We start from the raw sequence: 13,874 nt of genomic DNA on the forward strand, positions 1-13,874 counted from the left end.
TCTTGTCACCACCGGACGCCCTCCGGAACGACCCCAAACTCCCTATACCACTGTGGCCTCAAAAGGGTATGGCGCTTCACCGGACCTCCCGACACGATACGTTACCTCATGCCGGCAGCCCAACCCCACCCACGCCGCGGAATGGACGGTCCACTCCTGCCCGAATGCGTGGGCACGAGACACAGAGTAAGGCAGCTTTTAGGTGACGGGGATAAGTTTTGTTCGGCCCAGCCAGCAACCCGCGTCGTCACCCAGCGCCGTCATCCCGCGCAAGCGAAGCGCGATGCGGGAACCAGAGCCTCACCTACTAATAATCTCAGCAGGAATTGCACTGGATACGGGACCCTTGCTTCGCTGCGTCCGGTATGATGGCAAGAGGCACTGCCGCCTGAAGCCCAGCCTCCACACACAACCACCTCAACATCACCTTGCCAGCAACACAAAACAACCAGTTTGCCGATTTAACTGTTTTAGGTGAGCGAAATTCATGCAAAGAAAAAGGCAGCGTGGAACGCTGCCCTTAAAATTTGGGGAACTCTCAGTTTTATCAGCACCATCTAAAGAGATGGCTTTGAACTCACGCAGAGTTCATAAACAGGTAAACCGCAAGGAAAATGATCGGGCTTGAGATAGCACTTGCCACAATCATTGCACCCATAGCCTGCTTCAGCATAATCAACCCCCGTTTGAATTATGAAATGCAGTTCTATTGGGGATATATTAGCACAGCTAATTCAAATATGCACTATTAACCATATCCCTGATAAGGGACGTGGCAATTTGCGCATATTTGTCAGGTCAGTAGGTTGAGGCCATCTTTATCTTGAATGCATCTTGCGAGGTGAGCAGAGCCTCCAGAATCGCATTGTCCTGCTTGTAGATGTCTTCCCGGAACTGAAGTTCCCCATCATCACCAGCAAAAGCGGTGTAATAGCGCAGATGCACGGGCACGGTCTCTTTCAGCTTCAGGCGAACAGTTTTGCCCCGGGCGCGCAGCTTTTCCATCTTGGCGCGGCTGTGGCCCGAACCGGAAAGCAGCACTTCCCCGAATGTAAATGGATCCTGAACCCGGATGCATCCATGGCTAAAGGCACGCTGATCTTTATTGAACAGGCGCTTGGATGGCGTGTCGTGCAGATAAATGTTGTGCTTATTGGGGAACATGTACTTCACAGCACCCAAAGCGTTTTTACGTCCGGCCTTCTGGCGGAGCTGATACCCGAACCTGCGTTTGCTGACAGCATTCCAGTTGATTGCCGTCGGATCGACACGCCGACCATTCTTGTAAACGTTGATCCCGCTACCAGACAAGGCAGAGGCATTCTTGCGCAGCTTGGGCAAATACTCATTGGTGGCAATGGACCAGGGCACCCCCCATGTCGGATTAATCTCTGCATACTCAAAGGTGTCAGAGAACAAAGGCGTGGCATGGCGGGGCTTGCCCACTACGCTGCGGGTCTCATAAAGCACGTCCGTGCCTTCCATCACCCGCACAATCTGTTCAGCCACGTTGACTTTCACATAGCGGCCAGAAGGAAGCGGATCATCCCAGCGCATGCGTTCCAGATTAACAAGGATTTGATCGCGGCGGTCTGTGAGTGAGGCATTCAGCGCTGCCCGGGTCTTCTTGCCAACAACGCCGTCCACGCTCAAACCATGACGTTTCTGGAAGCTTTTTACGAGCGCAACCATATCATCATTGTAAAAGGCGGGCGCCACGTCTTGCTCGTTGGCGCCGGAGTATCCGGAGTAATAGGGCGCATAGCCCTCGGTTTGCAGTCGTTTCTCCAACTGCGAGATGCGCGCACCTGTGTCACCGGGCCGGATGCTCGGGCCATCTTCGATGTAGACAGGGTAATCAGAGGTGAGGGCCGCGTTATATCGGGCCAGCTGGTCTTTCAAAAGATCGTAGGACGGTGCCTCTGGCTCAAGGCTGGCAAACAACTGCTCAACAGACCGGGTTTCTTCCAGCCGAGTAAGCATGTCATTCAGCTTTGGAACCTGCGGGGTGATAAATACATTCTTCAGCACCTTGGTCGGGCGCACAACGCCGCCAGCAAGGTGGGCGCCGTAACTGGCAAAAACGCGGGTCAGCTGCAGCTCAACAACAGCGATCTCACGCAAAGTGGCCGTTGCGTTGGACGCTTCCATCACATCCAGAATGGAAGCCAGCTGCCGGACACCATAGGCTTGCGGATCAAGCCCATGGGTTGGGGCCTTGCGAATCTCGTCAATCAAATGGTTGGCAAGCGGCGTCAAAGACTGGTCTTCAAACCAGACAGGGCGGAAGTTGCGTAAGGAGTAAGCCTCTGCCAGGGCATCCACTTGCCGCGAACTAAAACCAGCTTGCTCGATTTCATCTTCAGAAAAGATCAGATCCCGGATGGTTTGCTCCAACTCAGACAGCTCTGACAGGGATGGATCTAGAACTTGCCCGGCAGGTCCAGTGAGATCCGGAGCTTGCAGCTCGCTTTCTGGCAGGACTAAGGGATCAATTTCCGGCAGTACAAGATCGTCCGGGGAAGGCGTGGCAGCTGGTGGTGAGGCCGCAGTCTCATTAAAATTTAGCGGGTCTATAGGGTTCACAGAGGAGGTGGCATTACCGGTCGCACTTGAAGGCGAACTCATTCCAATCAGACTTGCAGCGACAACGGTGGCACAGATACTCTTGTGAGACACGTTTTACTTCCCTGTTTTTTCTTGGCTTTCCCTTAGAATTGCATCTTCGGGTAGAAATTTTGTATTTAACTTAGTTAGAAATGTGGGTGATCTGGTGAGACTAAGACTTGACCTGTAAGCAACAATCAGCGAAAAGCAACATATGAAAACGGCGATGCACACTTCTTCTTGCACCATCATTATTTGCAGCTAGCGACAACGCTGGCTGTGGCCGTTCTATCCTGCCTTGATTCTGCGTGAGATGAACGCCCGGCCAGCTGGCCAGGAGACGAACCATTATGAGCGCAGACACAGCCCAGGGCGACAAGGGACTTCTGCTCACCAATACTTTGACACGCACAAAAGAAGCTTTTGTGCCAATGGATGCGTCCAACGTGCGCATGTATGTGTGTGGTCCCACCGTTTATGACTACGCCCATATTGGTAATGCGCGCCCAGTCGTAGTTTTTGACGTTTTGGCCAGATTGCTGCGTCAACTCTATGGCAAAGAGCATGTCACATATGTGCGAAACATCACAGACGTTGACGACAAAATCAACGAGCGCGCAGCAAACGAAGGTATTTCCATTCGTGAGCTGACCGAAAAAACCGCTGGCCAATACCATGAGGACATGGCTGAGCTGGGGGCACAAGCGCCGGATATTGAGCCGCGGGCAACCGACCACATCGAAGAGATGAAAACGATGATCGAGACACTCGTCGACAAAGGCCATGCCTATGTCGCGGACGAGCATGTTCTCTTCAATGTGCCAAGCATGCCCGAGTACGGCAAACTCTCCAACCGCACACTGGACGAGATGATCGCCGGTGCGCGTGTGGAAGTCGCGTCCTACAAAAAAGACCCAACCGACTTCGTGCTTTGGAAGCCATCCAAAGCGGATGAGCCGGGGTGGGAAAGCCCATGTGGCATTAAAACACCAGGTCGTCCGGGCTGGCACATCGAATGTTCCGCAATGTCCGAAAAGCATTTGGGTAAAGTCTTTGATATTCATGGCGGCGGTGTCGATCTGACGTTCCCGCATCATGAAAACGAGATTGCACAATCCAGATGTGCTCACGGCACGCATGCCATGGCAAATGTGTGGATGCACAACGGCTTCCTGCAGGTGGAAGGCGAGAAGATGTCCAAATCTCTGGGCAACTTCTTCACCGTTCACCAGCTGTTGGACACGGAAGAAGGCGATGGACGTAAATGGTCTGGTCAGGCCATCCGTTATGCTCTGCTTCAAACCCAGTATCGTCAGCCAATCGACTTTACATTCAAAAGTCTGGCAGAAGGCGAAAAGCAGCTCACCCGCTGGATTGAGCTGATGAAGAAGCACGGTGTCACAGCACAGGAAAATGGCGCACTGGATGAAGGTGTTCTGGAAGGCCTGAAAGACGACCTGAACACACCACGTGCCTTTGCCGCTCTTCACAAACTGGCCCGCGATGCACGCGGGGGAGATGCAGACGCTGCACAGAAATTAGCTAATTCTATCAAATTCTTGGGCTTTGACCTTGAATCATTTTCCAAAGCTCAGGAAGAAGAAAAAGCTGAAGCAGATGCCTCTCCGGAGCTGAAGGCCAAAGTGGAAGAGCTGATTGCAAAACGTCTGGATGCCCGCAAGGCAAAAGACTTTGCTGAAAGCGACCGCATCCGCGATGAGCTGGCAGCCGACGGCATTGTGCTCAAAGACATGAAAAACAAGGAAACAGGTGAAATCGAGACCACCTGGTCCTGCGCTTAACGAGGTTTCAGAGCCATGGACTACGCAGATACCACAAGGAAACTTGAAGTCTGCTCCATGGTTCTATCCGGGATAACCCGTTAGGCTTGCTAAGTTTTCTCAAGGCGCCCGCAATACGTGCCTTGAGAATTCCTACGGAGACAAAGGGAAACCTCCGTCACATGAGGGGAGCCTGAGGGTGAACTCAGGACAATAAGCAGGGTAGGCATACTATGACGAAAGAGCGTCTGTATCTTTTCGACACGACATTGCGCGATGGGGCTCAGACCTCCGGCATTGATTTCTCCGTGGACGAAAAAATTGCCATTACCGACTTATTGGAGAGACTGGGCGTCGACTATATTGAAGGCGGTTACCCGGGCGCAAACCCAACAGATACACAGTTCTTCTCCGAAAAAAGAACAAAGAAAGCGACCTTCACCGCGTTCGGCATGACCAAGCGCGCTGGGCGCTCTGTCAGCAATGATCCCGGTGTTCAAATGGTCCTCCAGTCGGCAGCAGACGCCACATGTTATGTGGCAAAAAGCTGGGACTACCACGTTGATGTTGCGCTGAAGTGCACCAACGAGGAAAATCTGGAAAGCATCGCAGACACCGTCAAAGCCTCCGTCGAGGCGGGCAAAGAAGCCATGATCGACTGTGAGCACTTCTTTGATGGCTACAAGGCAAACCCGGACTACGCTCTGGCCTGCGCACAAACCGCTTTTGAAGCTGGTGCGCGCTGGGTGGTTCTGTGCGATACCAACGGTGGCACACTTCCACACGAAGTCACGCAGATCGTCAATGCAGTGATGCAAGTGGTGCCGGGCAGCAATCTGGGCATCCACGCTCATGATGACACCGGCCATGCGGTCGCGAACACGCTGGCAGCTGTCGTCGCTGGCGTCCGTCAGGTGCAGGGCACGCTCAACGGCATTGGCGAGCGTTGCGGCAATGCTAATATGATCACCCTGATCCCGAACATGCTGCTGAAAAAGCCGTATCGTGATCTGGTCGAACTTGGCATTGTTGTCGAGGATCTGACAGAATTAACAGCAATATCAAGGAGTTTTGACGAGATCTTGAATCGATCTTCCAACGTCCACGCTCCTTATGTCGGCGCCAACGCCTTTGCCACCAAAGCAGGCATCCATGCCTCTGCCATCCTCAAGAACCCAGATACTTACGAGCATATCCCACCAGAAATGGTCGGTAATCAGCGCCGTTTGCTTGTCTCCGATCAGGCTGGAAAGTCCAACCTGCTTAATGAGCTGAAACGCCTTGGCGTTGAAGCTGACAAAGCCGATCCGCGTCTCGACCGTCTGCTGGCCGAAGTGAAGGAACTGGAAGCTCAGGGCTTTGCCTATGAAGCCGCAGACGCCTCCTTCGAGCTGCTTGCACGTAGACGCCTGCATTCCGTGCCGGATTACTTCGACGTCCTGTCCTTCCGCACTGGTGTCGAGCGCCGCTACAATGCGCTGGGCGAGCGTGTCACCGTCTCTGAAGCGGTCGTAAAGGTGGAAGTAGATGGTGAGAATTTCATGTCTGTCGCAGAGGGTAATGGTCCGGTCAACGCACTCGATCTGTCGCTGCGCAAGGACCTCGGCAAATACCAAAGCCTGATAGCTGACCTTGAACTGATAGATTATAAGGTGCGAATACTGAATGGTGGCACCAGCGCGATCACACGCGTTCTCATAGAAAGCCAGAACAAGAAAACCGGCAAACGCTGGTTCACAGTCGGCGTCTCTGAAAACATCGTAGACGCGTCCTTCCAGGCCTTGGTCGATTCCGTTCGTTATTGCATTTTCAAAGCGAATGAGCTGGAAACAGCCTGAAAAGCGCCCTAAAGGCTCTTGAGCACGAAACGATTTGTGGTCGCGGACGCGCGGCCACGCCTTCCTTTTTTAACTGGCGTCAGGATCTCTGGCGCCTGTTTACGTTGTAATATGAGGGTTGTATGAGCCAGTCAGCGTCCGCTGCTGATCCGCTAAGCACGCCAGAAGCGTTCAAGGCTGGACTGATCGCAGCAGTATCTGCTTATCTCATGTGGGGCTTTGCTCCCATGTACTATAAGCTCACAGCAGACATGCCGGCGATCATCGTGATTTGCTATCGCGTGATTGGCTCCGTGCTGTTTCTTGGCGCCTTTCTGGTCATGAGCAAACTACGCAAGGAGGTCCTTGCGATCTTCTGCGACTTCTCGCGCCTGCGATACCTGCTGGTGTCGGCCTCGGTCATCAGCATCAACTGGACCATCTTTATCTGGTCGGTGGAAACGGGCAGGGTGCTGGATGCCAGTCTCGGCTATTTCATCAACCCGCTCGTCAGCGTAGGCCTGGGCGTAGTGCTATTGTCCGAACGTCTGTCCAAAGCGCAGCTTGTAGCGCTGGCGATCACCATCTTTGCCGTGCTCTACAAAACCTTTGAGGTAGGTGAACTGCCGTGGGTGTCTGTGGTACTGGCCCTCAGCTTTGCGCTCTACGGCTATGTGCGCAAGCAAGCCCCTGTAAGCGCCGTTGCTGGCCAGTTGGTGGAAGTTCTGCTCGTCCTGCCATTCGCGCTAGTCGGCATCTGGTACTTCGCGCAGGCTGGCACTGGTGGCATCTATCCGGCAATTCCGGTGGAACACCCATGGTTCTTGTCTCTGCTGCTGTTCACAGGTGTGATCACAGCAGTCCCATTGGTGGTTTTCGCCTTTTCAGCGCGCCGCTTGCCGATGATTTACATTGGCTTCTTGCAATACATAGCGCCATCCATCCACTTCCTCAGCGCCATTTGGCTGTTTGGTGAAGAGTTGTCGATTGAGGGCTTGTTTGCGTTTGGAATGATCTGGTTCTCACTCGTCATCTTCTCGGTCGACGGTGTGATAGCAAGACGCCGCGTTGCGAAGCTGGCGTAACTGTAAAATAGACCGCAATTAAAAAAGGCCGCTGAATACTCAGCGGCCTTTTTGTTACATATCCTTCAAATCAGGATGTTCAACTTTGCAGCCCTCAATGGCCTTGCAAAGGATATCGACGCTTTGAGCAACATCCTCGGTGATCTCGTAGGTGATGTCGCTGTCCGGGCGAATAAAGCCAAGACTACGCATATGGTCGAGCAATTCCACCAAAGGCGTCCAGAACTGGTCAAGGTTGAGAAGCAGCATGGGCTTGTCATGGCGGCCAAGCTGAGCCCAGGTCAGCATCTCCACAAGTTCCTCAAGAGTGCCGATCCCACCGGGCAGTGCGATAAACGCATCAGCTTTTTCAAACATGGTGCGTTTGCGCTCATGCATGTCCTGAGTAACGATCAGCTCATGAGCATCTTCCAGCATCACCTCTCGTTCCATCAGGAACTTCGGAATGACACCGGTGACTTCTCCGCCATTTTCAAGAACAGTTTTCGCAACAGCTCCCATAAGTCCAATGGATCCGCCACCATAAACGAGTCGAATCCCTTCACGGGCTAATAATTCACCAAGCTGAATCGCCGCTTTTTCAAACAGCGGCTGACTTCCAGCATTGGAGCCGCAATATACGCAGATGCTTTTCAAGGTTTTCATAGGTATTCTGTCGCATTAGGCTAGGGGGAACGTCAAGCAAGGCTCGTAAAATGAGGTTAACTTCACTATATGCGCAACTTGCCTGACATGGCGCACCTTGCCCCTCGGGTTAAACATGTATAACAAACACGATTAAAGTCTGTCCTTTTTGCCTAAAGCTAAGAAAAAGAGACAGCCGGATAAACTGATATCCGGACAATCTGATATAATGTCAAAGCATGCCATGTCGAGTGAACTATGGTCTGCTTGAGGAGCAATTGAGAACCATGTCGAAATCGGGGATGAACTGGTTGCTGACAGTTGCTGTAGCTGTTGCTGCAGGCGCAATCGGTGCGGGGGCGTACTACCTGAGCAAGGAAGATACTTCGGTTGTTGCAGAAGCTGAAAAGGCTGTTGCAAAGCTGGAGGCTGCTGCAAATGGCAAAGTACAGCTCAACTCGTCGGGCACTCAGACGGACAAGGCAGAAGCTGGCAAAGCTCCTGAAGTGACCACTCAGCTGGATACCGCCGCTGTTACCACCGACAATGTTCCAAGTTTTGATGTGATGCGCGTTGAGCCGTCAGGCGACGCCGTTGTCGCTGGCCGCGCTGAAGCTGGTTCCATTGTTGCGCTCATCTCCAACGGGGATGTGGTCGGCAAAGGCATTGCGAACAACAGCGGTGAATTTGCAATTGTTCTTGAAAGACCGCTGAAGCCGGGCGACCATGATGTCAGCCTTGAAGCGACCAGTCAGGAAACTCAAGAAAAGAGCGGCTCGCAGCAACACATCGCAGTGTCTGTGCCTGAAGACGAAACTGGCGAGGTTCTGGTTGTTCTGAATGAACCAGACGCACCATCGAAAATTCTCCAGCTGCCGGAAACACCTGTGACTGCAGAACCCGTTGCAACAGCGAATGCAGATGCAGCTGCACAGACCCCTGGCGCAAAGGAAAAAGCACCAGCTCCGGTTAATGCAGCGGCTGAAACACCAGCACAAGTATCTGCAAATACTGAAATTGCCGTCACTGAGACGCCTGCACCTGTAAATACAACATTTGCACCAGCTCCAGAAGCAGCCACACAGACCGCTGACGCGCCTGTTGAAGTCGCAGCGCAAACTCCGGCGCCAGTTGAGACACCTGCAGCACCGGTTGCAGCCGCAACTGAAGAGCCGCAGCTGACTGTCAAAGCCGTTGAAACTGAGAAGGGCAAGGTCTTCGTTGCTGGCGAAAGTGAGCCTGGCGCGCAAGTTCGTGTTTATGTAGGCGAAGAGTTTGTTGGCGAAGCACAGGCAGGCACCGAAGGTCGCTGGCTCGTGGAAGCTGAGAAAACAATCCCTGCTGGCAATGTGGAAGTCCGAGCTGATAAAGTCGAGAACACCAACGGTAAAGTGGAAGCCCGCGCACAGGTTGTCTTCACCAAAGGTGAGAATGACGTTGCCATGATCCCGGTTCGCCTTGTTGCGGAAGGGTCTGGTTCAAAAGGAGCCTCTGCAACCGTTGGCATTGGCGAGTTGCCGAACGTTATCATCCGCCGCGGCGATAACCTTTGGACTATTTCCCGTCGTCTCTATGGCAAAGGCACACGCTACACCACCATCTATCAGGCCAACAGCCAGCAGATCCAAAATCCGGATATGATCTTCCCGGGGCAGGTGTTCATGTTGCCTGTGGCTGACCTGAATTGGAAAACAATTAATAACTGATCTGGATTCTTCTCTTCGAACGTCCTATTTAAGAAGAGAAAGCTTTCCAGATTGATCTTTAGGAAAGCGCTGGATGAGCAATCCAGCGCTTTCTCTGGTTTGCGATCCTACTGCGTGCTCCCGAAAAGTGGTTCCGGTTTTCGGATAAGGGTGCGCTTCAAAAGAGAGCGAAAGACTCTCTCCAATCTGATGGCAATGAACGCGTTCTGGATCATTGCTCTTCTGATATGACATTCCAAATTCGCCAACCGCTTCTGCGTTTTAAGAAGCGCGCCGGGCAACAAGGCACTAGCATGACTGCAACAAGCAAAAAACAGCAGGCAAAATCCGCCCCTGCTTTGGATGCAGACGATAAAGGCTTGCTTCGTTCACTGAAAACTCTTTGGGTTTACATGTGGCCAGATGCAAGGCCGGAGCTTAAAAAGCGTGTCGTTCTGGCCCTCGCGGCGTTGATTGTCGCAAAAATTATTACCGTTTTCGCACCCTATCTTTATGCATGGGCAACCGATGCCCTGACTGACGCCAGCGTTTTGCCAAAATGGTTGCCGCCAATTCTTGTCGCGCCAATCATGTTGGTCCTGGCCTACAACGTCGCCAGAACAATGGCTGTCGGGTTTAACCAGATCCGTGATGCGATCTTTTCAAGCGTTGGCCTCCACGCCGTTCGCGAACTCGCCAATCTGACCTTCCAGCACCTTCACGCCTTGTCTCTCCGCTATCACCTGTCACGCCGCACTGGTGGCCTGACCCGTGTGATCGATCGCGGAGTGAAGGGGATTGAAGGCATCGTTCGTTTCACGATCCTGAGCGGTATTCCAACTGTCGTCGAATTTGCGATGATGGCTGTTGTAATCTGGTTCCAGTTTGGCCTCTGGTATGTCCTGGTCGTTGGCGCGACTGTCTTTGCCTACGTCTACTACACAGTCGTCGCCTCCGATAAGCGTATCCAGATCCGCCGTGACATGAACAACGCGGACAATGATGCAAACAGCAAATCCGTTGACAGCCTTCTGAACTTCGAAACCGTCAAGTATTTCGGCAACGAGGAAATGGAACGTGGCCGTTTTGATAAGGCAATGCGCGGGTATGAGCGCGCTGCAATCAAAACATGGACCTCGCTCTCCTGGCTCAACTTCGGGCAGGCGCTGATCCTCGGTGCAGGTATGACCACATGTATGGTTATGTCCGCCATGGCAATTCAGCGCGGTGAGCAGACCATCGGTGATTTCGTCATGATCAACGCGCTGCTCATGCAGCTGTCGGTTCCGCTCAACTTCATTGGCTTCATCTATCGCGAAATCCGTCAGGGCATTGCTGATCTGGAAGCCATGTTCTCCGTACTGGCCGTAGAACCTGAAATTCAGGATGAGCCGCTTGCGGAGAACCTGAAGGTCAAAGAAGCCACCATCAAATTCGAGGACGTGCATTTCCACTACGACGAAGAGCGCCCGATCCTGAAAGGCGTGAACTTCGAAGTGCCTGCAGGCAGCACCATCGCGATTGTTGGTCCATCTGGGGCAGGCAAGTCCACGATTTCTCGTCTGCTGTTCCGTTTCTATGATGTCACCTCGGGCCGCATCACTATTGATGGCAAGGATGTCCGCGAAGTGACGCAGAAATCCCTGCGCGATCACATTGGTATGGTTCCTCAGGATACGGTTCTGTTCAACGACAACATCGCCTACAACATCGGCTATGGCCGCGTAGGGGCATCAGAGGAAGAAGTGAAAGAGGCAGCCAGACTGGCTCAGATCGATCACTTCATCGAAGCTCTGCCACATGGCTATGAAAGTGAAGTGGGCGAACGTGGCCTGAAGCTCTCAGGCGGTGAAAAGCAGCGCGTCGCGATTGCAAGGACCATCCTGAAAAGTCCGCCAATCCTCATTCTTGATGAAGCAACCTCGGCTTTGGACACGCACACAGAGCAGGAAATCCAGTCGGCTCTGGATATTGTCTCCAAAGACCGGACCACGCTTGTCATCGCCCACCGTCTCTCCACCGTGGTGAACGCAGATCAGATCCTCGTTCTGAAGGCAGGTGAAGCGGTTGAGCAGGGGACGCATGCTGAACTGATGGCAAATGACGGTCTCTACGCTTCCATGTGGAGCCGCCAGCGTGAAGTCAGTGAAGCGGAAGCGCGCCTTGCGCAGATGCGTGAAGATGATCAGGGCTTCATTTCCAGAGGTAAAAGTGCTGAGGAAAGCCTAATTGAGGGCATAACTGATAAGAAATAGTGGGTTCAAGTGATTGCTCAGCGCGCAATCAGGGGAATCTCTGTTTAAATAAGCTAGAGTTGCTTGCACAGATCTCTCTGAGTTGCTCTATGAGCAGAAACTTAACGTCTGAGGGGTTCAATAGCTGAACCCCTCACTCTAGCAAAGGTGGTAAAGATGTCTTTGGCGGACAGCATTTCCAAGACACTGGTTCCTATTCATAAAGAAGGCTACCCGTTTATTGCCATTGCAGCTGTCCTGACCATCATTTTGGGATGGTTCTGGTCGCCCCTATTCTGGATCGGCCTTTTCCTGACTGGATGGGTCTGTTACTTCTTCCGCGATCCGCCGCGCGTCACTCCTGTTAAAGACGGCCTGATTGTTTCCCCCGCAGACGGAACTGTGTGCCTGATGGGGTCCGTTATCCCGCCACGGGAGTTGGATCTGGGCGATCAGCCGATGATGCGTGTGTGCATCTTCATGAACGTCTTTAACTGCCACGTAAACCGTGCGCCAATGGCAGGCCGCATCACGCGTGTGGCTTACAAGGCCGGAAAGTTTCTGAATGCGGAACTGGACAAGGCAAGTGAGCACAATGAGCGCAATGGCCTGATCATTGAAAACGACAATGCCCGCATCGGCGTTGTGCAAATCGCTGGCCTCGTAGCACGCCGTATTGTGTGCTTCGTAAAAGAAGGCGAAAACATTTCTGCAGGTGATCGCTTCGGTCTGATCCGCTTTGGATCCCGTCTTGATGTTTACCTGCCTCAGGGGACAAAGCCACAAGTTGCCCTTGGCCAGACCATGATTGCTGGTGAGAGTATTCTGGCAAATCTGAAAGATGAAGAAGCAGGCGACATCGTTGCCCGCGTTTCTTAAGGTAGTATAGCGTGTCAAATCCATTTCCTCCCTATGAACCGGGAGGTCAAACCACCAATGCGAAAGGATCCACGCGCAAGCGTATTCCGCTTCGTATTGTTTTACCAAACGTCGTCACCTTGCTGGCGCTATGTTCCGGCCTGACAGCCATTCGCATGGCCATGGAAGACAGGTGGGATATGGCGATTGCAGCCATCTTCCTCGCCGGCATTCTGGATGCTTTGGACGGACGTGTCGCGCGCATGCTCAAAGGGTCTACCAAGTTTGGCGCTGAGCTGGATTCGCTCGCAGACTTCGTGAACTTTGGTGTTGCCCCAGGGATTATCCTTTACGCATGGATGCTGGAAGATGCCAGCTCCCTCGGCTGGATCGCCTCTCTGCTGTTCTCCATCTGCATGGCATTGCGACTGGCGCGGTTTAACGTGGCGCTGGACGATCCGAATAAACCAAAGTGGGCCAACAAGTTCTTTACCGGTGTTCCTGCTCCTGCAGGCGCGCTGACAGTTCTGCTGCCGATTTATCTGGAACGTCTGGGCGTGCCGCATTGGAACGAGCTGGCTCTGCCGGTTGCGCTCTACACCATGTTCGTCGGCCTCCTGATGGTCAGTCAGCTGCCAACCTTCTCTGGAAAACAAATCGGCACCCACATTCGCCGCGAATGGGTTTTACCGCTGTTTGTTGTCGCTGTCGGTATCATTGCACTTGGTGCAAGCTATCCGTTCGAGTGCCTGACCGTGATCAGTTCCGGCTATCTCATCTCCATCCCATTCGCATGGCGCTCCTATAAGATCCATTGTGTAAACGGCAAGGGCAGCCACGCTGATTGTGATGTGGTGACCACCGAGATCGAAGAGGAAAGCGTTTCGGAAGACAAAACGTCTTTGAAAGTCAGCCTCGAAGACATTGCGAAAGCTGGCGTTCCTGATCCTAAACAGGACAAAGAAAAAAGCAGCGAGTAGCTGTTCTCTGCTATCTGATTTTAAAAGGCCGCGGCTTACTCTGCGGCCTTTTTTATGACCTCTGTGAGCTGAGAAGGGGAGAGCAGACTGAGGTGCGAGGAATGCAGCGGCTGGATTGCTGACCACAAGCAACTGGATCGATCTGCCTCCAGCGTCTTATAGCAGGCAATAAAAAAGGCTGCCGAAGCAGCCTCTTTCGCATT

General features: G+C 52.9%; 9 protein-coding genes. 7 read left to right on the forward strand and 2 right to left on the reverse strand.

The window, feature by feature from the left end; translation table 11 throughout:
- Nucleotides 1-798: 798 nt before the first annotated feature.
- Complete coding sequence (locus PsAD37_RS12670) at nt 799-2,679, reverse strand: murein L,D-transpeptidase (protein WP_063296448.1); 1,881 nt, start codon at nt 2,677-2,679, stop codon at nt 799-801.
- Between the two features lie 278 nt (nt 2,680-2,957).
- Between PsAD37_RS12670 and cysS the strand changes: the two genes are divergently transcribed.
- The 3 genes from cysS (at nt 2,958) to rarD (ending at nt 7,290) form a co-directional block, all read left to right on the forward strand.
- Nucleotides 2,958-4,409: a cysteine--tRNA ligase gene (gene cysS, locus PsAD37_RS12675; protein ID WP_063296449.1), complete on the forward strand. Its 1,452-nt coding sequence runs from the start codon at nt 2,958-2,960 to the stop codon at nt 4,407-4,409.
- A 212-nt stretch (nt 4,410-4,621) separates the two neighbouring features.
- Nucleotides 4,622-6,226 (forward strand): citramalate synthase, encoded by a 1,605-nt coding sequence (gene cimA, locus PsAD37_RS12680; RefSeq protein ID WP_063296450.1) that lies wholly within the window; start codon nt 4,622-4,624, stop codon nt 6,224-6,226.
- A 122-nt stretch (nt 6,227-6,348) separates the two neighbouring features.
- Nucleotides 6,349-7,290, forward strand: a complete 942-nt coding sequence (gene rarD, locus PsAD37_RS12685; RefSeq protein WP_063296451.1) for an EamA family transporter RarD — start codon at nt 6,349-6,351, stop codon at nt 7,288-7,290.
- A 54-nt stretch (nt 7,291-7,344) separates the two neighbouring features.
- Here rarD and PsAD37_RS12690 read toward each other — a convergent pair whose 3' ends face one another.
- A complete protein-coding gene (locus PsAD37_RS12690; RefSeq protein WP_063288372.1) occupies nt 7,345-7,935 on the reverse strand; it encodes a TIGR00730 family Rossman fold protein in 591 nt (196 codons plus the stop codon).
- A 266-nt stretch (nt 7,936-8,201) separates the two neighbouring features.
- On the opposite strand from PsAD37_RS12690, the gene PsAD37_RS12695 reads away from it, so the two are divergent.
- The 4 genes from PsAD37_RS12695 to pssA all read left to right on the forward strand — a co-directional run bounded on the left by PsAD37_RS12695 (nt 8,202) and on the right by pssA (nt 13,671).
- Entirely contained in the window at nt 8,202-9,620 is a 1,419-nt protein-coding gene (locus PsAD37_RS12695; protein WP_208991851.1) for an Ig-like domain-containing protein, read from the forward strand.
- Between the two features lie 293 nt (nt 9,621-9,913).
- The gene (locus PsAD37_RS12705; protein ID WP_057466188.1) at nt 9,914-11,854 is read left to right on the forward strand and encodes an ABC transporter ATP-binding protein/permease; all 1,941 of its coding nucleotides are present in this window, start codon (nt 9,914-9,916) and stop codon (nt 11,852-11,854) included.
- A 156-nt stretch (nt 11,855-12,010) separates the two neighbouring features.
- Entirely contained in the window at nt 12,011-12,712 is a 702-nt protein-coding gene (locus PsAD37_RS12710; protein WP_057466061.1) for a phosphatidylserine decarboxylase, read from the forward strand.
- An 11-nt stretch (nt 12,713-12,723) separates the two neighbouring features.
- Nucleotides 12,724-13,671: a CDP-diacylglycerol--serine O-phosphatidyltransferase gene (gene pssA / locus PsAD37_RS12715; RefSeq protein ID WP_063296454.1), complete on the forward strand. Its 948-nt coding sequence runs from the start codon at nt 12,724-12,726 to the stop codon at nt 13,669-13,671.
- Nucleotides 13,672-13,874: the final 203 nt, after the last annotated feature.

This window comes from Pseudovibrio sp. Ad37 (genome assembly GCF_001623075.1).
Classification (GTDB): domain Bacteria; phylum Pseudomonadota; class Alphaproteobacteria; order Rhizobiales; family Stappiaceae; genus Pseudovibrio.

What these genes read in the sequence shown, in the direction of transcription:
- PsAD37_RS12705 (WP_057466188.1), top strand. Translation starts at nt 9,914, where the DNA reads ATGACTGCAACAAGCAAAAAACAGCAGGCAAAATCCGCCCCTGCTTTG.
- cimA (WP_063296450.1), top strand. Translation starts at nt 4,622, where the DNA reads ATGACGAAAGAGCGTCTGTATCTTTTCGACACGACATTGCGCGATGGG.
- cysS (WP_063296449.1), top strand. Translation starts at nt 2,958, where the DNA reads ATGAGCGCAGACACAGCCCAGGGCGACAAGGGACTTCTGCTCACCAAT.
- rarD (WP_063296451.1), top strand. Translation starts at nt 6,349, where the DNA reads ATGAGCCAGTCAGCGTCCGCTGCTGATCCGCTAAGCACGCCAGAAGCG.
- PsAD37_RS12690 (WP_063288372.1), bottom strand. Translation starts at nt 7,935, where the DNA reads ATGAAAACCTTGAAAAGCATCTGCGTATATTGCGGCTCCAATGCTGGA.
- PsAD37_RS12710 (WP_057466061.1), top strand. Translation starts at nt 12,011, where the DNA reads ATGTCTTTGGCGGACAGCATTTCCAAGACACTGGTTCCTATTCATAAA.
- PsAD37_RS12695 (WP_208991851.1), top strand. Translation starts at nt 8,202, where the DNA reads ATGTCGAAATCGGGGATGAACTGGTTGCTGACAGTTGCTGTAGCTGTT.